We start from the raw sequence: 19,715 nt of genomic DNA, 5'->3' as shown, positions 1-19,715 counted from the left end.
AATTGATTGATATAGATGTAACCAGCAGCACGCCTATTTATGTGCAAATTGTAAACAGTATAAAAGAAGGAATATTGAAAGGCGTGTTTGAACCGGGGGAAAAGCTGCCGTCGGTTAGGGATATGGCCAAGATGATGACTTTAAACCCAAATACTGTTCAAAAAGCATATAAGGAACTGGAGAGGGAGAAAGTGGTGGTTACGATTCAGGGTAGAGGAACATTTATTTCTGAAGAATATAAGCCCAGAAAGGACGAGCACAAGCTGAATGAAGTAAAGGAGATATTTAAAAAAGGAATAATTGAGGCATTTTATATGGGGTTTAATAAGGAAGAGTTGATTAATCTTATTAGAAATTTAATAGATGAAATGGAGGGATTTGATAGCAATGATAGAAATAAAGGATTTGAATAAATATTTAGGTAAAGATAAGATACTTGATGATATAAACATTCATGTCAATAAAGGCTCCATATATGGATTGATAGGGCCTAACGGGGCGGGTAAAACAACCTTGATAAAGAACTTAGTAGATATATATAAACCGGAAAAGGGTGAGGTGCTAATCTCTGGCGAGAACATCAAAGACAATGCTAAGATAAAGTCCAGACTTGGCTATGTATCAGACTATCAGTATTTTTATCCTTCTTTTAAAATCCATGAGATAGTCGAGTTTTATAAAGATGCTTACCCGTTTTGGAGTGATGAAAGATATATTCAATTAATGAAGCTTTTCAAGCTTGACGGCAATAAAAAAATCAAATATTTATCAAAGGGCATGAAAACACAGCTTGCCATACTTTTGAGCTTATCCATAATGCCTAATGTACTTATATTAGATGAACCCACATCGGGTTTAGATCCTGTTGTTAAGCAAAAGGTTTTAAACTTAATTGTCGACGAAGTAAGTGCAAATGAAACTACTGTTTTGATTTCAAGCCATAATTTGGGGCAATTGGAACAAATTTGCGACCATATCGGCATTATCCATGAAGGCAAGATGTTGCTGGAAGATAGTGTAGAAAATCTAAAAAGTAATGTGAGAAAGATTCAAGTTGCATTTAAAGGTGAGTTTCCAGAGGAGATAAAGAGCAATGAACATATACTAAAAATAGAAACTATCGGCAAAATACATCAAATAGTGGTAAAAGATAATCTTGAGACTGTAATAGATGCGATTAAAAAATGCAATCCTATTTTATTGGAAACGATAGATATGTCTCTTGAAGAGATTTTTATATACAAGATGGGAGTTGAAGGCTATGACTTTACAGACATTGCCATTTAATAAGGCTTTACTGAAAAAGGACTGGAAAATGACTAAATGGCTGTGCTTTGCGGTAGCAGGCATATTATTTTTTACGATGACTTTAGGCGTGATAAATACATACAACAATTATCAAAGAACAATTCAAGAAATGGAAAAACACCCGGAATGGTACGCGGGCTATGATAAAGATGAATACAAAGCCGAGTTAAAGAATCTTTTACAAGATAAATTTAAACAACTATCAGGTATGGGAGCAATGTTAGTAGTATTTACACCCATGGCAGCTGCGGCACTTCTATTTGGAGAGGAAAAGCGAAAAAAGACATTCGAAATACTTGCGACTATGCCATTTAGCCGTACAGAAATCTTTTTTAATAAGGTTGTAATAGCTTTTGTAAATGCTATTTTGCCGTTTTTAATAAATGCGGTGATAATGGCAGCGGCTCTATGGTTTTCAAAAGGTTTAAGGGATTTTTACTCGGCAGGTATGGTAATGTCCTGGTTTGGAGCAGATGCCTTTAGATTATTTGTTATATTGAGTTTCTCACTGCTTTTTGCAAGTTTGACAGGTACTTCAATATCCCAGTTAGTGCTGACTATTATATTTTTCATATTCCCGATAGGTTTTACAGGATTGCTGTATATGAATATGGCGGTGTGGGGGTATCGTATATCTGTAATTGACGAGTTTTTAAATATTTTTGGGTCATATACTATGCCGGGGATATTAAGCAACATTAAAGAGGTGCCAATTACATTTCACCTTATATCAGCAATAATAATGCTTGCTGCAGCAAAACTATTATTTGACCGCAATAAGCTGGAGAGAAGCGGCGAAACTCTGGAGTTTGAGACAATAGAAACATTTTTCAAGTTTGGGGTGGCAGTGTGTACTTCTATGCTCATTGGAGTAATAGTTACCGGATGCGCAGGAAGTTTTATATATTTCACAAATAATGTTCCCAGGATATTTACAATAATTGGCTATATCATAGGAATTTTTTTGGGATGGTTTGTAGCAAGTTACAGCATAAAGACAAACCGAGCAAAGGTATAAAAATAATGTGGTCAGATACTTACTTTTTAGACATTGATCTTGGGAATATGCTGCTTAATAATTTGTGTTTACTTTGAATAACTAAAGCAGTATAATGAAATGAAAAATATTACTATTTATAAAGCCCATGTGGGGAATGTGTCACATGGGCTAGTTTTAAGGGTTATGCAGTTGGCGTATATAATAGAAGCTATTTTTACAAAAGGAGGATTCGGGTGAACAAGCGAAAAAAAATTTTAATTATTGCAGTTATATTGCTGATAGGTGTTGCTTTTTTTATTATCCGAGCAAAGCGCCAGCCAAATACTGCTATGGCATTACCTACTGTAAAAGCAATCAAAGGTGATATTTCATCAAAGATTACCGCACTTGGAAATGTGGAAACGAGACAAAAGCAGGAAGTATATTCCGGTATTCAAGGTATGGTTGAATATATAGCCGAAGAAGGTCAACAAGTAAAAAAGGGTGATGTTGTTCTAAAAATTGATGATGGAGAGTTGAAGCTAGAGTTAGAACAAGCGCAAAGCAAAGTAAAGCAACAAAATGTCGAACTTTCAAGGCTTTTGGGCGGTCCAAGACCCGAAGAGTTAAAAAAAGCTAGGATAAAATATCAGGAAGCTTTAACTTCTTATGAAGCAGCATTAGAGGACTATGAGAAAAACCAAGGACTTTTTAATGAGGGAGCTATTTCTGAAAATGAATACATAAATATCAAAAGAGAATTAGATGTTAAAAAGAATCAGCTAGCTATTATGGAAGTGGAGCTAAGTCTATTAGAAAATCCTGATGAACATGAAATTGCATTAAAACAAGCAGCATTGGAAGAAGCAGAAAAAAGTCTGGCGAATATTACAAAAAAACTTGATAAAACAATAATTTTGGCAGAATTTGACGGAATAGTAATAAAGCAAGAAATAAAGCAGGGGATGACCGTATCATCGGGCAATTTATTATTGAGTATAGGAAGTCCTGACGACTTACAGATTGATATTGGAGTAAATGAGTATGATGCATCTAATATAAAGGTTGGGCAAAAGGCGATTATAACAGGTGATGGTTTTGGTGACAAGATATATAAAGGTGAAGTTGTGAAAATTGCACCTTCGGCTTCAACCATACAAACAAGCAGAGGTAATGAAACTACCGTAAAGGCTACAATAAAAGTAAATGATCCTGACGAAAATATAAAGCCCGGTTTTTCAACTACCGCAGAGATTACGATAGAAGATAAGCAAGGTGCAGTTTTACTGCCGCTAGAATGTGTAATATCAGGGGAAAAAGGCAAAAAGGTTATGCTGGTAAAAGATGGTGCTATTTCTGAAAGGGAAGTAAAGACAGGAATCGAGAATGAGTTATACACAGAGATAACATACGGCATCAGTGAAGGCGATGAAGTTCTTCAAAATCCCTCCGCAAATAGCTCTTTTGAAGGTGATGCTTAATGATACTGATTGAGAATATGGCAAAAGTTTATAGAAACGGCGAAAATAAAGTTAGTGCATTAAGAGATGTGAATCTGCATGTAAAAAAAGGAGAATTTGTGGCTATAATGGGACCGTCAGGCTCAGGAAAATCCACGCTTATGAATATACTCGGTTGTCTTGACAAACCTACATCAGGAGAATATTACTTAGATGGGAAATCTATAGCTCAGCTAAATAGCCGTCAATTAGCCCATACCAGAAATAAAAAGATAGGATTTGTATTTCAAAACTTTAACTTGCTTCCTAGGATAAATTCTCTCAGGAATGTGGAGATACCTATGATATATGCAAGAGTTGCACCTAATGAGAGGCGAAAAAAAGCCATGGAAGCGTTAAAATCTGTAGGACTAGAGGATAGATGGCACCATAAATCTAATGAACTTTCAGGTGGACAGAAACAGAGAGTTGCTATAGCTAGGGCTTTAGTCAATTCACCAGAGATTATATTGGCCGATGAACCTACTGGCAATCTTGATAGTAAGTCTGGTGCTGAGATTATGGATATATTTGCTGACCTGCATATGAAAGGAACGACAATTGTATTGGTAACACATGAAAATGAAATAGCCAGATATGCCCAGAAAGTTGTAATCTTTCGAGATGGCAGAAAGGTGGAGGAGCTGTCCAGTGAACTTCTTTGAAAGTATTGTAATTGCGTGGGAAAGCATTATTGCCAATAAAATGCGCTCTCTTCTCACAATGTTGGGTATTATTATAGGTGTTTCTTCGGTAATCACTATTTCAGCATTAGGCCAAGGAGGCCAGTTTGCCATCAGCAAAGAAATGGATGCTTTTGGTGCTAATAGGTTTGGAGTCTATTATAAATATAACTCTGATAACCCATTGACTCAAGCTGATTTCTTTACCATTCAAGATGTAAAGGCTATAAAGGACATATCACCGGTGGTTGAAAATATTGCGCCGGTAAGTTGGGATTCGGCAAACGTTCGGTTAAAAGGCAAACAAATCGGTGTACAAATAGCGGCGACCACCTCAGATTATATAAAAATAGCAAATCTAAAGTTGGATGCAGGCAGATTTCTCAATCATGAAGATGATAATGGCAAAAAACATGTAGCAGTTATTAGTGAGTCATTGGCAAAAGAATTATTCAATTCATCTGGAGCCGTTGGTGAAAAAATAATGGTAGGAAACCAACCTTTTAAAGTAATTGGTGTACTAAGACGAGAAGAAACCGTTTTTTCTGGTCAGGACAACAAATTAATGTATATACCTATTTCTACATATTTTTCTATCAGTGGTTCAGATTGGGTAGATAATATTGAGGGCAAAGCGATATCCCAAGCTGACGTGGATACAGCCATTGAACACTCTCTAAGTATTTTGCATCGACGTCATCATAATACAGATAAATATCAAGCATGGAATTCCCAAAAAGAAATGGATAGTGTAAATAAAGTAACCGGTATTATAACTATAATAATCAGTGCTATTGCCGGCATATCTTTATTAGTCGGTGGGATAGGCATTATGAATATAATGTTAGTGTCGGTTACCGAAAGGACTCGCGAAATTGGCATTAGGAAAGCATTAGGTGCACAAGAAACTGACATAATGATGCAGTTCTTAATAGAGTCTTTAGTCCTTTCTTTCTTTGGCGGTATCATAGGAATGCTTTTAGGCTTTGGTGTTTCTAAAATAATAGCCGGATTCATAAAATTGCCTACGGTTTTATCATGGCAAATGATAGCTCTTGCGTTTACTTTTTCAGCGGGAGTTGGTGTGTGTTTCGGACTTTATCCTGCACGGAAGGCCGCACTTCATGATCCCATAGATGCACTAAGATATGAATAATCAACTTTGATTTATTGTGGTCAGACACTTACTTATATACTTATTAAAAAGTCGAGGGAGATTTCTCATCGGCTTTTTTTTAGGTTAAAATCTGTGATATAATAGCAAAAGAATTACATATAAATAACTTCTATCGGCAGAATAAATATTACATACGATTAATCCTCAGGAGGGGTACATATGGAAAATACAAGAGAAACGGTAGTAATCCTTGATTTTGGCGGTAAATATGCCCAGATGGTTGCGAGGCGAGTTAGAGAAGCTCAGGTTTACTGTGAATTATTGTCTTATAAAACCCCGTGGGAAGAGATTTTGCAGAGGCAACCAAAAGCAATAATTCTATCAGGGGGCCCATCGGGTATTTTTACTGACAATGCGCCGGCTTGCGATGAAAGAGTATTTAATGGCGATGTGCCCATTCTTGCCATAGGGTATGGTATGCAACTCATGGTTAAGAGTTTGGGCAAAGACATAAAACCCGGTAGCAAGCGTGAAATCGGTCCTGCAGACCTTTTGGTAGATATTGACCAAGGACTATTTCAGGGTATGGGTAGAAAAATGACAGTTTTTATGGACAGTGGCGATTTACCGGCTTCTCTCCCTGAAGGGTTTGAAGTACTTGCTCATACTCAAAAGACTCCTTTTGCAGCGATAGGGAACGGTAAAAACCTTTATGGCGTGCAATTTCATCCAGAGGAAAGCCATACACAGTGCGGCCGTGAAATACTAAATAATTTCTTATTTGGCATAGCAGGATGCAGTGGAACTTGGTCCACAAGGGCTTTTATACAAGAGCAGATAAAGCTTATCAAAGATAAGGTGGCAGATAAAAAGGCGATATGTGCTTTAAGTGGAGGCGTGGACTCATCAGTTGCGGCTCTCTTAGTGCATAAAGCAATAGGAGACAATTTAACATGTATTTTTGTGGATCATGGTTTGCTTCGCAAGAATGAGGCTGAAAATGTTATAAAAACCTTTAAAGATAAATTTCACATGAACCTGATAGCAGTAGATGCATCTAAGCGATTTTTAAGTAAGCTAAAAGGTGTTACAGATCCGGAAAAGAAGCGCAAAATAATAGGTGAGGAATTTATTAGGGTATTTGAAGAAGAAGCGGCTAAACTTGGTAAAGTCAATTTTTTGGTTCAAGGCACAGTATACCCTGATGTAATTGAAAGTGTAAATCCTATAGGTGGGGCAGTTAAAAGCCATCACAATGTGGGAGGGCTTCCTGAAGACTTGGAGTTTGAATTAATAGAGCCGCTGAGGGAACTGTTTAAGGATGAAGTAAGAAAAATAGGCCTTGAGCTGGGCCTTCCTGAAGAACTCGTATACCGCCAACCATTCCCCGGCCCCGGCCTTGCTGTGAGGGTTCTTGGAGAAGTTACAGAGGATAAACTCAGCATATTAAGAGAAGCTGATTTTATTGTAACTGATGAAATTAAAAAGGCAGGACTTTATAAAGAGTTATGGCAGGCATTTGCCATTCTTCCAAACATTCAAAGCGTTGGAGTTTCAGCGGACAGACGCACATATACACATACCATTGCCGTAAGAGCTATCGTAAGCGAGGATGGAATGACAGGTGAATGGGCAAGACTTCCCCATGATTTATTGGATAGTATTTCTACCAGGATTACCAGTGAAGTAGAAGGTGTCAACCGTGTTGTTTACGATATAACGCCAAAGCCTCCGTCCACTATCGAGTGGGAATGATATCTTGAAACTCGGAAAGCCGCATTATAAGCGACTTTCCTTTTTTGTTTTCTGCTTTTGGCTCTATTTTGGCTCTACAAATCTAAGTTATGGTTAAGTCATGGAAAATATGCTCGGCTTCGAGGTCCTCTGTGACCTGTAGACCTCTCTATCCTCATCGATGGCTATAGCACTCCGGATAATTCCGTCCTTGTGTCGGCTTAGCTCTCGGGCAATATCCTGACTTTTATTTGGATAAAGATGGGCATAAGTGCGGTCCATTTCTTCTGGCATGTCACCGATCCGCTTGGCGATGGCGTGAGTACGGTATCCCAGTTCAATCAAAGTGCTACATGTGAGTGCCTCAAATCATGCACTCTTATCCTATTAATGCCGGCCTTCTCGATATACGGTCAAGCTCTTTATTGAGAGCTGTTTTGGTAAAGTAGAATATCCTATCATCCTGCTCCAATCCATATAGGGCACCTATGTACTGTTGCAGCTCCTAGTATAAAAAATCTAGCATTGACACAGTGCGGAAGCTATTCTCGGTTTTGGGATCATCGAAAATATCCTTGCCATCCTCACGCTTATATGTCTCAGCGATATTGAGAGACTCTATATCGTCAATTACTTTCCTAGGTGTGAGGGCCAATAGTTCGCCTACCCGTTGCCTGCCCAATATAACATCATAAAGGCAACGCGATAGGCCGGCAGCTCCTCACAGGCGGTAACCTCATTAAACTGGTCTAGAGTCCAAAAATTCATTTCATCAGCACGTTTCTTCCCGATAGACTTTACCCGGGAGCATGGATTTTTTGGTAAACTGTAAAATTCCACTGCAAAGTTTAATATGGCACTTAATTGGTGTAGATATGTAGGCTTATAAGGTTTATCATTGCGTGGGTTTTTCTTCTTTAGCATTAGATTCTGCCAGCGTCTGATATCAGCTTTTGTGATTTCTGAAATTACCTTTTGCTTGAAAACCGGCAAAACATGTGTGTCGATCATGCTCCACTTTGTGTTCTTAGTTAGACCATCTTACCCGATGAGTAGAATCCTCATAATATAGATCGACCAACATCTCAAAGGTCATGTTGGGACTTCTACTTTGTCTTAGTAGAAATTCTCTTTCAAAATCCTCAGCTTGAGATTCATTTTTATCGACTACTAAATGAGGTAAGAGTGCTGTGTTGCCGCAGTGATACATGTGTGCTGTTTCGTGTAAAATGTATTCTCGCTGTTGATAAGTAGCTTTAACTTTATGGCCTAGGTATATTATTTTTTCTTTGCTATCTTCGTAATAAAAAGCTTTTTTTAGGTATTTTGTAATTTGAAGCTTTATTCCTTCTTTAAAAGTAATTTCATCTATGACATCAATCCGAATGGGGAATTCCGTAATGCTATATTTCTGTAAAAGCATGATAGCTTTTTCAAGCATCTGTAAATACATCTATAGGTGTGACCCTCCTTTGAGAATAAAATTCAGTTTTATTTTCATTATAAGACAAGCCACCGTACCAAACAAGTGTTCAATTAACAGTTTATTGGTTATTTTTACATTATTTTAGTGATTTACTCCTCCTTATGAAGGATTTTTCTGAAGTCTACAGAATTATTTTATATAGATAATAGGCAATGAGAACCAAATAACAAAAGGAGAGACATTTGTGAAAAAATAGAATAAAATTCAAACAAGACTATTTACTGGATGTCAAAATATTTTAAATATAGTATAATATAGACAGGCAATTTTATAGGTGTAATGATGTATCGCCTCCATACTCCATATATGAGATACTTCGGGTAACAAGTAAGCAAGGAGGCGATGCGGTGGAAGAACATCAAATAGTGCTTATAATTATTATCGCAGTTACGATCCTGATGTCACTCATAATAATTTGCTTTTCCAACAATACTCTGGAGCTAAATGTCGAACTAAACGTGTTCAAAGCTAAAATAAAAATTGAGATAAAAAAAAGGAATTAATTAAGCTGCAACTTAATTAATTCCGGTTCTTAATTCTTTTCTACACATTACACCGATACCCGAAGTATCTCTTTTATATATATTATAGCATAAGAATATTATTTTATGCAAGAAGGATGAAGAATAATGAGAAAAATAATGATAACTATAGCCCTCGTATTAGCTTTTATGGCAAGTTGTATTCTGTTTAATATAAATTATGAATATGAAGGAAAAATCTTCTCATTAAGAATTAGAACACAGAAAAAAAGATAGTTGAATCTAATACTAATTATAACATAAAGCATTTATAAGAGTCACGTATGATATTATCTGTAAATGATACAATAAAAAACGAGAAAGACATGGATCGTGGCTTTGACAGGTAATGCGTGAGGCAGCGAAAGGAAGATTTTAAATATGGGTATGAGTAAGGAAAAGGCATGGAATTATGCTTTAGGGATCATCAAAGTTGCTGGACTAGAGCCGTCGCCGGAGTTTCTGAAACTCGTAGATAAGGAAAAGCGGGGTGAGATAACAATGGAAGATATTAAACGTATACTGGATAAAAAATATAAAATGAAAGAAGAAAGGGATGGGAAAAATGCTTGACCCATACCTTTTCCCTGATAGTGAAGTCTTGAAAAACAAATTAGATATAAAGGAAAAAGACAAACTTGAAATAGTCGAAGCAGAATATACCAGTCTACTGATAGGCGCTATTGCAGAAGAAAACACGATAAAGGGTGATTTTAGTTTTGAGCATTTATGCCAGATGCACTGTTATATTTTTCGGATATATATGAATGGACCGGGCAACCAAGAATAATAAACGTTGAGAAAGCAGAATCGGTATTAGGTGGTTTGCCTATTGAATATACTGGATTTCAGGATATAAGACTTATGGCGTCTTCTGCAATATCCAAAATGAAAGCTGCTAATTGTGTTCAAATGACACTTGACGAAAGAGCGTAAGCATTATCAAAGTTCGTGGCCGATAAATCAAATCCACAATACTTGATTAAAATTGTTAAGGATGCCTTAGGAAGAAGAGAGATAGCAGAAAAGACAACTTTAAAGGACAAAGCTTTTAAGAAAAAATAGACATAGATAGGGGCTTTGATAGATAAAGCAACAACCCGCCGAAAGGCGGAATGATGGGAGGCTGTTGCCTTTGACTAAAGGTGAAATTGATAAGAGTCTTGAATACGTAAAAGGCACGATGGCTTATGAAGATATGGAGTTGCCTGATGATACATTGGAAATTTATGAGAAATATTTGAAAGAGAAAATAACAGATAGTCGTGCAAGGGAGTTGCTTATTAAAAAAAACCTCTCCAAAGAGGTGTAGCATTATGAATCAAAAAAATTACTGTTATCCTAAGGACAGGATTTTCATTAAAAAGAACGACCTGGATCGGGGTTTTCAAAGATGAGCACAATTTTAAGTGCTCTTTTTTGATGGGAAAAACACAAGGAAGAATTTAAATATAAAATAAGGAAAGATACTATTATGAAAAATGAAAATATATTGCCGATACCGCAAATTATGATCATAATGGGTTTGGCCATAGCTGAAGCTTATTTGGCTTATAGCTATGTATCTGAAAAAAACATACGTGAGCATAAACGGCTGCCTCCCCAAAGGGTCCCCTCCATTTATCCCTCCCAGTGCCCCTTGACACATCACGTCGGCCTTTCTTTTATAGTCAAGCCGTGAGTCGGTTTTAAAAAAACAGAAAAATGGAGGGTCTTTATGGAAAATTGCGGTTATTCATGGTATAATAATTTTAAGCAGAAGGAGGAGGGGTGATGAGTATGGCGGAAAAAGAAATTGCGGCCGGTAATGATGAACAGCGGCCAAATGAAACTCACGAGCCCAAGATTTTTGAATCCGGATATTTTTATCTGTCACAGCAAATAAATGACCTGAAAGACCGCATGGATGCAAAATTTGACAGAGTAGATGTCAAGTTTGAGGCAGTCCGGAAGGAAATCAAGGATCTATCCGACAAAACCGATGCTAGGTTCGATAAAATAGACGCAAAGTTTGAGTCTATGAAAAAAGAAATGGATTCGAGGTTTGATAAGGTTGACGCTAAGTTTGAAGCAGTTCATAAAGAAATCAAAGATTTATCCGATAAAACCGATACTAAGTTTGAAGCCAACCGTAAGGAAACCGATGCAAAATTTGATATGGTTCATAAGGAAATCAAAGATCTATCCGATAAAACCGATGCAAGGTTTGATAAAGTAGACGCAAGGTTTGATAAAGTAGATGAAAGGTTTGATAAAGTAGACGAAAGATTTGACAGAATAGAGGACAAATTCGATGCTTTAAATAAATGGGCAGTTGGTTCCGTAATAGCTATATTAATCGGAACTATTGGCGTAATCACTGCTTTGCTGCTAAAATAGCCTCAAAGGTGGGACAGCTCCCACCTTATTTATAATAAGCGCCCAAGAGAAAGAGGATTACTTGTGAGGAAAATAGCGGTTTTTATTATTTTGGCATCTATGCTGCTTGTAAGCGTTCCTACTTTGGCTGAAGATGCCGAAGATGCAGTTTCTGAAGATAGAACTCCTATGATAATGATAGATGGCTAATGGCATTTGCTCGATGAAATTTACAGCGAAATACTCAAAAAGGGAATTGATAATGTTTACGTGGATCAAAATATAGTAATTACTTTACAATACTACGGGTACATGTATAAAGATTTACCGTATCAACCACTTATTGACGCCGGTTATCTTTTTTAAATGCAGTTATATTTGCTATGTGTTTTGGACGCAAAGGAGGGATGATATGGAAGAAATAGTAAAAGTTGCAATTTTGGAAAATGAAATCGAAGCTAAACTGTTATCTTCCTTATTAAAAGAATACAAAATTCCACATTTTATAGGAACGTATCATGATGCGGCTTATGATGGAATCTTTCAAACTCAGAAAGGTTGGGGTTTTGTGGAAGCTCCGACCTACTACAAAAGCCAAATTTTAGATATTCTGTCAGACATTAGGAAAGGCAGCAATTGATTTAGAAGAATACTTAAAAATATCAGCGCGTGAAGCTTTTGTGCAGTCACTAATGATAAACCCTTTGTCATAAGAAGGTTATCGAGTGTATTGCACAATATTTTTATCCAAAAGTATCAAACTATTAAGCATATTGCGACTTTAATTCAAAGAAGGAATATTAAATAATGTATCGAATATATATTAAGTATAGCACATTTAGCTAGTTTACAGCAAAATAGTACAGCATAATAAAAAATATCAGGAGGTATAAGAATGGGTTCGAAAATAACTCTTTCAGTTATTAAAGCCGATGTGGGTGGATTTGTAGGGCATGGGAGTGTTCACCCGGATATGCTAAAAAACGCAGAGGAAATATTAGAACAGCAAGGGAAAGAATTATTGGTAGATTTTTTTGTTACTAATGTGGGTGACGATATAAATCTCATACTCACACATAAAGAAGGCATAAATTCTGAAAAAGTTCACAAGTTAGCTTGGAATACTTTTCTTAGCTGCACTGAAGTGGCAAAGAGCTTAAAGATGTATGGCGCAGGCCAGGATCTCCTGTCAGATGCATTCTCCGGCAATATAAAAGGCATGGGCCCCGGGATAGCAGAGATGGAATTTGAAGAGCGCCCCAGCGAGCCGGTGATAATATTCATGGCGGACAAAACCGAGCCGGGAGCTTGGAATCTTCCTTTATATAAGATATTTGCAGATCCGTTTAATACTATTGGGCTTGTAATAGACCCTAAAATGCATTCGGGTTTTTGTTTTGAAGTGTTAGACCTCGTAGAAGATAAGAAAGTAACTTTTTCATGCCCGGAAGAGCTTTATGATTTATTAATTTTCTTAGGTGCATCAAACAGATATGTTGTAAAGAGTGTGTATACAAAAAATAAGGAAATAGCAGCAGTATCTTCAACACAAAAAATGAACCAAATGGCAGGCCGCTATGTGGGTAAAGATGATCCGGTGCTTATAGTGCGGTGCCAGAGTGGATTGCCTGCGGTGGGGGAAGTATTGGAGCCATTTGCAAATCCTCATCTTGTAACAGGCTGGATGCGAGGTTCGCACTATGGACCGTTAATTCCTGTGTCTCAAAAGCAGGCAGTTCCTACGCGCTTTGACGGACCGCCTCGAGCAATTGCCATGGGATTTCAGTTGGCTAACGGAAGATTAATAGGGCCACAGGACCTTTTTGCTGATGTAGCCTTTGACAGAGCTAGACAAAAAGCTCTTAAAGCAGCTGATTATATAAGGCAAATGGGTCCGTTCGAACCTCACAGATTACCTCTTGACGAAATGGAGTATACCACAATGCCGCAGGTGATGGAAAAGCTGAAAAATCGGTTTAAATAACAGAAAATATCATCGGCACGGTACCGGTCTACCGCTTACCTTATTCAAAGGCAAAGCAAAAAACCGTTCCGTGCTTTTTCTATTATATTTTCTATGATTCCAAAGCATCTTTTAGAATAGGCTTTTACATGTATTCTAGTTTTATGATAAAATTAAATTGTAATAAATAGCAACGAAAAGTTGTGATCATATGGATTTTGGTGTTAATATAATTAAAACAGATAATAGTCTAGATTACCAGAAAAAATTATTAGAAGAAGCTGATACAATCATAGACCTAACAAGTTATAAAGGATTGAGATTTTGCAGTTATTCAAAAATACTTGACGAGATTTCAAATAAACTTCGAAAATTATCTTTAGGCATATGTTTTTTAGGGTCTGGGGATTTTCATCATCTTTCATTTTCATTAATAAGCAATATTTCAGTCAAACCTATTCTATTGCTCATTGACTATCATGCCGATATGTATGAAACATTTCCAGATATGATAAGTTGCGGTTCTTGGGCTATGCAAGCTCTTAAAGAGGAAAAGGTTAGAAAATGTATAGTAGTCGGAGTAGATGCGAAAGATCCGGCTATAAACAAATTTAAGTTCCAAGATGAATATGTGACTTTCTTTCCTATCAATATCCCCCAAAAATTAATGATACCAAAGGTCTTGGATGAGTTATCCAAATCCCAAGATCCTATTTATATAAGCATAGATAAGGATGTACTTTGTAAAGAGGATGCTGCTACCGGATGGGAGCAGGGTTTGATGCATTTAGACGAGCTTTTGGAATTGCTTTTGCATATAAAGAAAACCGGTAAAGTGATCGGAGTTGATGTGTGCGGAGAATGGGTGCTGCCTATTGACGAAATTATGTTTAGTATTCAAGATAGGTATAGCATGCAGCTTAATCAAATAGCCAATGTAAAAATACTGGAGAGGATGCTGCATTGATTTTAATAAGTTCATATGGATAAATTATTAAAATTGGTTTATAATGCTAAGAGTAGTTGTTAGAAGAAGATAATTCAAGAAAATTTAAAAAAATATACAGAAAATATGGCAATTCTAGGGCTTATAATCAAATATATATATAGATAAGTGTATTGAGTTTAAGCGACATTGCTAAAAAGATTTTATTGTAATATAATAGATAAAATGATTTTTCAAATTAAGGAAGGAGCGGGCAATGCAGAAAAGAATTCAGGAAAAAGCGCCCAAAGTTGATTACCGACTTTTATATAAAAAGCAAATATTGGACTATCTTGAATCTTTAAAAGATACGGAGCAAACAATCTGGCAAATGGATGAATCCATGAAAAGACTTTTCCGCATTGGTGAACAGGTAATACCCGTTTGCTTGGCCAAACTCAGGGAAAATGACGAGGAAATTGCCCCCATTGTTTGCTATGCATTGGAATTTGCCAATGACTACAGTGTAGTCGAACCTTTGATGGATATATTAATAATGCCTAATGTTTCCGACCGTATAAAAGCTCGGATATTGGCAGTGTTGACTCATTATGGAATAGATGCCAGTGAGCTTCCGCTTGAAATAATAATGGAAGATTTTGATAAAATGGCATCTGATTCAATGGCTGAGATGCTGGAGGATATTGAAAGTGATCCTTTTTTAATACCTTACATACTCGATGATTTGGATGAATTTTCCTTAGAAATGAAACTGGCTTATATAAAAGATCTGGGAGCACAGAAGGATGAAAGAGCTATTCCCATTCTGGAAATCATGGCATCAGTTGACGATTATCCGGTAGCTCATGAAGCCATAAAAGCTTTGGGCCAGATAAAATCAGGCAAAGCGCTGTATGTCTTATATAAACTGGCAACCAAATCTGCTGAGGAAGATATACAAAGAATAGCACATCGTGAATCTCAAAGGTTGAAATTTAACGGCATATCCATGGAATTTTTTGAGCCTTGGGAAAATCTTCAAAACCCAGCAAAGGTATTTATTTCTTCCATAGATGGTATAGGAAGCCGTGTATTGTGGATAGCCTGGAAGAACCCTTTTAAGAGTCGAAAGTTAAGCTTTATGAATTTGCTTATAAGCGCTGATATGGGTGTTAGGGACTGCTGGGGAGTTTCAAATATAACGACTCGGGAATTTAATTCTTCGGTGAAAGATTTTTCAAGGACTACAGTCGTAACAAAATGTGATTTGGATTACGCGATTACACTATTAGGTGATGCACTATTTTTTAATAAAACAAAAGATTACCCTATTCCATATCAATTTTATTTTTGGAAACATCTACTGGAGCAAAATTGCCGCATAAATTGCGAGCCTTACTATCCGCAATTTACAGGCTATGATTTGGAATTAATTGAAAAAGACCAAGAATGTTTTAAAAGTACTTTTGACTTATTTAATCACAGCTTTTTTAATGACTGGTTTATAGCACACCCCCGAGTTTATGATTATGCTGAAGAAAACAAGTCTAGAAAAGGATATTTAATAAAAAAAATGACATACCAAAAAGCGGAAAAGCTTTTTGCAAGATTTACCGAAGAGCTCATTGAACCTAATGCAGATAAGGTGAAGAGGATGCTGGAACTGTCCGCGGATTTTTTAGATAAAGCCGGTCAAACAGAAATAGCAAAAACCGCCCTTTGTGCCTTTTTGCATATGGATATTAAGCCACTGCATCATCATCCTTTTATTCAGCGGATGATAATTGAAAGTATAAAAGTAGCTCTAAATAACATGAAGAACGGCTTTGACATGCGGTTTAATCCCGGCGACTTTGAATAGTCAAGAGCCTGAAACAAAAAAGGAGGTACAAAATGGGGAAAAACTTTTTATTTACTTCAGAATCAGTAACTGAAGGGCATCCGGACAAAATATGCGATCAAGTAGCTGATGCTATTCTTGACTCGATTTTAAGCAAAGATCCTTTGGCAAGAGTTGCCTGCGAAGTGGCTGTTACCACAGGTTTGGTAATGGTTATGGGAGAAATTACAACTGATTGTTATGTGGATATTCCCAGCGTTACTCGAGAAACCGTAAAGCAAATAGGATACACTCGGGCTAAATTTGGCTTTGACTGTGACACATGTGCAGTAATTACCAGTATAAATGAGCAATCACCTGATATTGCCATGGGCGTTAACTGTGCATATGAAGCAAGGCAAAGCATGGACAATGCTGATGAATTTGATAAGATTGGTGCCGGTGATCAAGGCATGATGTTCGGATATGCCGTAAATGAAACTTCGGAACTAATGCCTATGCCTATTTCGCTTGCTCATAAGCTAGCAAGAAGGCTTGCTGATGTCAGAAAAAATGATGTGCTTCCGTTTTTAAGGCCTGATGGGAAGACTCAGGTCACGGTGCAGTATGAAGATTCAAAACCTGTAAGGGTTGACAAGATTGTGGTTTCTGCTCAGCATAGCTCTTCGGTGGAACTTTTGACTTTAGAAGAAGGCATTATAGAAGAAGTCATCAAAAAAATAATTCCGGCGCATTTAATGGATAAAAAAACACAAATTTATGTTAACCCCACAGGCCGCTTTGTTGTGGGAGGACCTCACGGCGATTCGGGCTTGACAGGTCGTAAAATCATAGTTGATACATATGGTGGTTATGGCCGCCACGGCGGAGGTTCATTTTCAGGTAAAGATCCTACGAAAGTCGATCGTTCCGCATCTTATGCGGCTCGCTATGTGGCTAAAAATATTGTTGCAGCAGGCCTTGCTTCCAAATGTGAGCTTCAGCTTGCGTATGCTATAGGTGTGTCAAGACCGGTTTCGGTAATGATTGATACATTTGGTACAGGTATTTTGCCTGATGAAGAAATTGAAAAGTTAGTAATAAATAATTTTGATCTTCGCCCCGGCGCCATTATAAGGGATTTAGATCTTAGAAGACCGATATATAGACAGATAGCATCTTATGGGCATTTTGGGCGAGATGAGCTAGACCTACCTTGGGAGAAAGTAGATAAAGCAGAAATATTAAAAAATCAAGCCGGCAGCCTTTAGCAGGCTGCTTTTTTTCGCTTATTTTTGTCAAGGGCTATTAACACAGATAAAAAGGTAAAATATAGCAAGCGACTATTCAGATGTCAAAAGAAGGGATATCCGCGATTTTCATCGAATATAATATTTGATTGATATATTCTACAAAAATCAACGGGGGTTTATTATGCATAAAACCCAAATAAATATAGAATATCTAAATGAAGTGATAAATTCTACTATTGATGCAATTGAAAAAGGGCAAAAAGAGATTTTTAACATTTTTGAGCATGCAAGACAAGAGTGTGAGCGCATACAAAGAGAGCTTGAAGATTTAAAAGCTCAAGTTAAAGATAGAATCAGAGAGGTTGACAACCTAGCTAAGCTAGAAAAATCAGCTAAATTTAAGTTGATGATAGTAAGCAGGGACTTTGAAAAACATTCGGAGGAAGATATAAAAGCTGCTTATGAGGAAACCAAGGATATACAGATAAGACTTTCTATTGAGCGTCAAAAAGAAATTCAGCTTAGGGAAAAACGAGATGATCTTGAGCGGAATCTAAAAAGCATGCTTAATATATTAAACCAATCAGAACATTTGATGATGCAGTTGGGAGTGGCTTTAGGTTTTTTAAAGGGAGATCTTAAGGATATGTCGGGGCACATTTCAGATATTAATGAGAGACGTAACCTTGCAGCTAAAATCATAAAGGCCCAGGAAGAAGAACGGCAGCGCGTGGCACGGGATATCCATGATGGGCCGGCTCAGACACTGGCTAATATAGTTATTCAAACAGATATATGTGAAAGGCTTATGGAAAGAGATTTGAATGAAGCTAAAAAGGAGTTGAACCAACTAAAAAAAATTGTTCGATCGTCCTTGCAAGAACTAAGAAAAATCATATTTAATTTAAGGCCTTCATCTTTAGACAATCTTGGACTGCAAGCAGTTACAAAACGTTATTGTGAGGAATTTCAGGAAGAAACCGGTATAAGGACGGAGTTTCGATTTTTTGGAGATAAAACAAGACTTGGTTCTGAAATCGAAGTGACGATTTTTAGGTTAATTCAGGAAGCCCTTACAAATGTGAAAAAACATTCAAAAGCAAAAAACTGCATTGTTAAACTAGAGTTTGGCGACGGTAAAGCGAATTTAGTTATAGCTGATGACGGGGTAGGCTTTGAAGTATCTACCAAAGATAGCAGCGACTCTGAGCAACATTTTGGCATTATGACAATAAAAGAGCGGGTTGCTCTTGTCGATGGCTCTTTTAATATTGAATCTGAACCGGGTCAAGGTACTAAATTATTTGCAACTATTCCTTTTGCTAACAGACTTTAAAGGAGGATTTAGTTTTGGAAAAAATTACTGTGGTGCTGGCTGATGACCACGTACTTATGCGAAAAGGTCTTAGAAAAATCTTAGAGATGGAAGAGGATATTGAAGTCATAGACGAGGCTTCCGATGGAATCGAAGCCATCGAGAAGGTTATGGAGAAAAAGCCTCAAGTTCTTCTCCTAGACATAAATATGCCAAAGTTAAACGGCATAGAAGTGACAAAGTCTCTAAGAGAAAAGAATGTCGACTCACAAATAGTGATTCTAACGATATATGATGATAGGGAGTATCTTTTGGAATTATTAAAGCTTGGAATATCCGGCTATGTTTTGAAAGACATAGAACCTCAAGGCCTAATAGAAGCAGTTCGAAGTGCAAGTCGTGGTGAAACATATATACAGCCTAATTTGACACGAGCACTGGTGGCTGAGTATAATAGGCTGACACAGCCTGTATCAAATAATGATGTAAGAAAAAATCTTACGGCAAGGGAAAAAGAAGTTTTGGCGGATATAGCCAAAGGTATGAGCAACAGAGAAATATCTATTGACCTGGGTATTAGTGAGAAAACTGTAAAGAACCATGTCAGCAGCATACTGCGCAAGCTCAACTTGATGGATCGAACGCAAGCTGCAGTTTTTGCTATCAAAAATAGGCTTGTTTAGCTGGAATATATTAAAATAAATAAAATTATTAAAAAGTTAAGCGTCTAGTATTATTGTTTTCAAATGATACTT

At 37.0% G+C, this 19,715-nt stretch carries 21 protein-coding genes; 19 read left to right on the top strand and 2 right to left on the bottom strand.

Going from position 1 to position 19,715, the window contains the following annotated elements; all coding sequences use genetic code 11:
* Positions 1 to 2: 2 nt before the first annotated feature.
* The 7 genes from TEPIRE1_RS08595 to guaA all read left to right on the top strand — a co-directional run bounded on the left by TEPIRE1_RS08595 (position 3) and on the right by guaA (position 7,341).
* Positions 3 to 413 carry a GntR family transcriptional regulator gene (locus TEPIRE1_RS08595; RefSeq protein ID WP_013778778.1) on the top strand — a complete coding sequence of 137 codons (411 nt, stop codon included), beginning with the start codon at positions 3 to 5 and terminating at the stop codon, positions 411 to 413.
* Positions 388 to 1,287 (top strand): ABC transporter ATP-binding protein, encoded by a 900-nt coding sequence (locus TEPIRE1_RS08590; protein ID WP_013778777.1) that lies wholly within the window; start codon positions 388 to 390, stop codon positions 1,285 to 1,287. The genes TEPIRE1_RS08595 and TEPIRE1_RS08590 overlap by 26 nt, the downstream gene beginning before the upstream one ends.
* Positions 1,262 to 2,326 carry an ABC transporter permease subunit gene (locus TEPIRE1_RS08585; protein ID WP_013778776.1) on the top strand — a complete coding sequence of 355 codons (1,065 nt, stop codon included), beginning with the start codon at positions 1,262 to 1,264 and terminating at the stop codon, positions 2,324 to 2,326. Before TEPIRE1_RS08590 ends, TEPIRE1_RS08585 begins: the two co-directional genes overlap by 26 nt.
* A 215-nt stretch (positions 2,327 to 2,541) precedes the next feature.
* Positions 2,542 to 3,768, top strand: a complete 1,227-nt coding sequence (locus TEPIRE1_RS08580) for an efflux RND transporter periplasmic adaptor subunit (protein WP_013778775.1) — start codon at positions 2,542 to 2,544, stop codon at positions 3,766 to 3,768.
* Positions 3,768 to 4,451, top strand: coding sequence for an ABC transporter ATP-binding protein (locus tag TEPIRE1_RS08575; RefSeq protein ID WP_013778774.1), 684 nt, complete (start codon positions 3,768 to 3,770; stop codon positions 4,449 to 4,451). The genes TEPIRE1_RS08580 and TEPIRE1_RS08575 overlap by 1 nt, the downstream gene beginning before the upstream one ends.
* On the top strand, positions 4,438 to 5,625 hold the full coding sequence (locus TEPIRE1_RS08570; protein WP_013778773.1) for an ABC transporter permease: 1,188 nt from the start codon (positions 4,438 to 4,440) through the stop codon (positions 5,623 to 5,625). Before TEPIRE1_RS08575 ends, TEPIRE1_RS08570 begins: the two co-directional genes overlap by 14 nt.
* 180 nt (positions 5,626 to 5,805) lie before the next feature.
* Positions 5,806 to 7,341: a glutamine-hydrolyzing GMP synthase gene (guaA, locus tag TEPIRE1_RS08565; protein ID WP_013778772.1), complete on the top strand. Its 1,536-nt coding sequence runs from the start codon at positions 5,806 to 5,808 to the stop codon at positions 7,339 to 7,341.
* 642 nt (positions 7,342 to 7,983) lie between these two features.
* Here guaA and TEPIRE1_RS08560 read toward each other — a convergent pair.
* Both TEPIRE1_RS08560 and TEPIRE1_RS08555 read right to left on the bottom strand, forming a co-directional pair.
* Positions 7,984 to 8,331: a tyrosine-type recombinase/integrase gene (locus TEPIRE1_RS08560; protein ID WP_023211538.1), complete on the bottom strand. Its 348-nt coding sequence runs from the start codon at positions 8,329 to 8,331 to the stop codon at positions 7,984 to 7,986.
* A 16-nt stretch (positions 8,332 to 8,347) separates the two neighbouring features.
* Positions 8,348 to 8,773: a hypothetical protein gene (locus tag TEPIRE1_RS08555; RefSeq protein ID WP_015295585.1), complete on the bottom strand. Its 426-nt coding sequence runs from the start codon at positions 8,771 to 8,773 to the stop codon at positions 8,348 to 8,350.
* A gap of 935 nt (positions 8,774 to 9,708) precedes the next feature.
* Between TEPIRE1_RS08555 and TEPIRE1_RS08550 the strand changes: the two genes are divergently transcribed.
* The 12 genes from TEPIRE1_RS08550 to TEPIRE1_RS08500 all read left to right on the top strand — a co-directional run bounded on the left by TEPIRE1_RS08550 (position 9,709) and on the right by TEPIRE1_RS08500 (position 19,643).
* Complete coding sequence (locus TEPIRE1_RS08550) at positions 9,709 to 9,900, top strand: antitoxin VbhA family protein (protein WP_023211536.1); 192 nt, start codon at positions 9,709 to 9,711, stop codon at positions 9,898 to 9,900.
* On the top strand, positions 9,893 to 10,117 hold the full coding sequence (locus TEPIRE1_RS08545; RefSeq protein ID WP_049779037.1) for a hypothetical protein: 225 nt from the start codon (positions 9,893 to 9,895) through the stop codon (positions 10,115 to 10,117). The genes TEPIRE1_RS08550 and TEPIRE1_RS08545 overlap by 8 nt, the downstream gene beginning before the upstream one ends.
* 345 nt (positions 10,118 to 10,462) lie before the next feature.
* Entirely contained in the window at positions 10,463 to 10,639 is a 177-nt protein-coding gene (locus tag TEPIRE1_RS13775) for a hypothetical protein (RefSeq protein WP_013778769.1), read from the top strand.
* A gap of 461 nt (positions 10,640 to 11,100) precedes the next feature.
* Positions 11,101 to 11,706: a hypothetical protein gene (locus TEPIRE1_RS08535; protein ID WP_013778767.1), complete on the top strand. Its 606-nt coding sequence runs from the start codon at positions 11,101 to 11,103 to the stop codon at positions 11,704 to 11,706.
* Between the two features lie 63 nt (positions 11,707 to 11,769).
* Positions 11,770 to 11,895, top strand: a complete 126-nt coding sequence (locus TEPIRE1_RS14255; RefSeq protein WP_013778766.1) for a hypothetical protein — start codon at positions 11,770 to 11,772, stop codon at positions 11,893 to 11,895.
* 202 nt (positions 11,896 to 12,097) lie between these two features.
* On the top strand, positions 12,098 to 12,325 hold the full coding sequence (locus tag TEPIRE1_RS08530) for a hypothetical protein (protein ID WP_013778765.1): 228 nt from the start codon (positions 12,098 to 12,100) through the stop codon (positions 12,323 to 12,325).
* A gap of 255 nt (positions 12,326 to 12,580) precedes the next feature.
* Complete coding sequence (gene fbp / locus TEPIRE1_RS08525) at positions 12,581 to 13,669, top strand: fructose-1,6-bisphosphate aldolase/phosphatase (RefSeq protein WP_013778764.1); 1,089 nt, start codon at positions 12,581 to 12,583, stop codon at positions 13,667 to 13,669.
* Between the two features lie 190 nt (positions 13,670 to 13,859).
* Complete coding sequence (locus tag TEPIRE1_RS08520) at positions 13,860 to 14,615, top strand: arginase family protein (RefSeq protein ID WP_013778763.1); 756 nt, start codon at positions 13,860 to 13,862, stop codon at positions 14,613 to 14,615.
* Positions 14,616 to 14,850: 235 nt separating this feature from the next.
* Positions 14,851 to 16,434, top strand: coding sequence for a HEAT repeat domain-containing protein (locus TEPIRE1_RS08515; protein ID WP_013778762.1), 1,584 nt, complete (start codon positions 14,851 to 14,853; stop codon positions 16,432 to 16,434).
* A 32-nt stretch (positions 16,435 to 16,466) separates the two neighbouring features.
* Positions 16,467 to 17,663 carry a methionine adenosyltransferase gene (gene metK, locus TEPIRE1_RS08510; protein ID WP_013778761.1) on the top strand — a complete coding sequence of 399 codons (1,197 nt, stop codon included), beginning with the start codon at positions 16,467 to 16,469 and terminating at the stop codon, positions 17,661 to 17,663.
* Positions 17,664 to 17,826: 163 nt separating this feature from the next.
* Positions 17,827 to 18,981 (top strand): sensor histidine kinase, encoded by a 1,155-nt coding sequence (locus tag TEPIRE1_RS08505; protein WP_013778760.1) that lies wholly within the window; start codon positions 17,827 to 17,829, stop codon positions 18,979 to 18,981.
* A gap of 14 nt (positions 18,982 to 18,995) precedes the next feature.
* Entirely contained in the window at positions 18,996 to 19,643 is a 648-nt protein-coding gene (locus TEPIRE1_RS08500) for a response regulator (RefSeq protein ID WP_013778759.1), read from the top strand.
* Positions 19,644 to 19,715 lie beyond the last annotated feature (72 nt).

It is taken from the genome of Tepidanaerobacter acetatoxydans Re1, assembly GCF_000328765.2.
GTDB classification, from domain to species: domain Bacteria; phylum Bacillota; class Thermosediminibacteria; order Thermosediminibacterales; family Tepidanaerobacteraceae; genus Tepidanaerobacter; species Tepidanaerobacter acetatoxydans.
This window is presented reverse-complemented; position numbering and strand designations above follow the sequence as displayed.

Excerpts from the sequence above, each read along its gene's own strand:
- TEPIRE1_RS08590 (WP_013778777.1), top strand. The coding sequence starts at position 388 with ATGATAGAAATAAAGGATTTGAATAAATATTTAGGTAAAGATAAGATA.
- TEPIRE1_RS08585 (WP_013778776.1), top strand. The coding sequence starts at position 1,262 with ATGACTTTACAGACATTGCCATTTAATAAGGCTTTACTGAAAAAGGAC.
- TEPIRE1_RS08575 (WP_013778774.1), top strand. The coding sequence starts at position 3,768 with ATGATACTGATTGAGAATATGGCAAAAGTTTATAGAAACGGCGAAAAT.
- guaA (WP_013778772.1), top strand. The coding sequence starts at position 5,806 with ATGGAAAATACAAGAGAAACGGTAGTAATCCTTGATTTTGGCGGTAAA.
- TEPIRE1_RS08560 (WP_023211538.1), bottom strand. The coding sequence starts at position 8,331 with ATGATCGACACACATGTTTTGCCGGTTTTCAAGCAAAAGGTAATTTCA.
- TEPIRE1_RS08555 (WP_015295585.1), bottom strand. The coding sequence starts at position 8,773 with ATGTATTTACAGATGCTTGAAAAAGCTATCATGCTTTTACAGAAATAT.
- TEPIRE1_RS08550 (WP_023211536.1), top strand. The coding sequence starts at position 9,709 with ATGGGTATGAGTAAGGAAAAGGCATGGAATTATGCTTTAGGGATCATC.
- TEPIRE1_RS08545 (WP_049779037.1), top strand. The coding sequence starts at position 9,893 with ATGCTTGACCCATACCTTTTCCCTGATAGTGAAGTCTTGAAAAACAAA.
- TEPIRE1_RS08535 (WP_013778767.1), top strand. The coding sequence starts at position 11,101 with ATGAGTATGGCGGAAAAAGAAATTGCGGCCGGTAATGATGAACAGCGG.
- TEPIRE1_RS08530 (WP_013778765.1), top strand. The coding sequence starts at position 12,098 with ATGGAAGAAATAGTAAAAGTTGCAATTTTGGAAAATGAAATCGAAGCT.
- fbp (WP_013778764.1), top strand. The coding sequence starts at position 12,581 with ATGGGTTCGAAAATAACTCTTTCAGTTATTAAAGCCGATGTGGGTGGA.
- TEPIRE1_RS08520 (WP_013778763.1), top strand. The coding sequence starts at position 13,860 with ATGGATTTTGGTGTTAATATAATTAAAACAGATAATAGTCTAGATTAC.
- TEPIRE1_RS08515 (WP_013778762.1), top strand. The coding sequence starts at position 14,851 with ATGCAGAAAAGAATTCAGGAAAAAGCGCCCAAAGTTGATTACCGACTT.
- metK (WP_013778761.1), top strand. The coding sequence starts at position 16,467 with ATGGGGAAAAACTTTTTATTTACTTCAGAATCAGTAACTGAAGGGCAT.
- TEPIRE1_RS08505 (WP_013778760.1), top strand. The coding sequence starts at position 17,827 with ATGCATAAAACCCAAATAAATATAGAATATCTAAATGAAGTGATAAAT.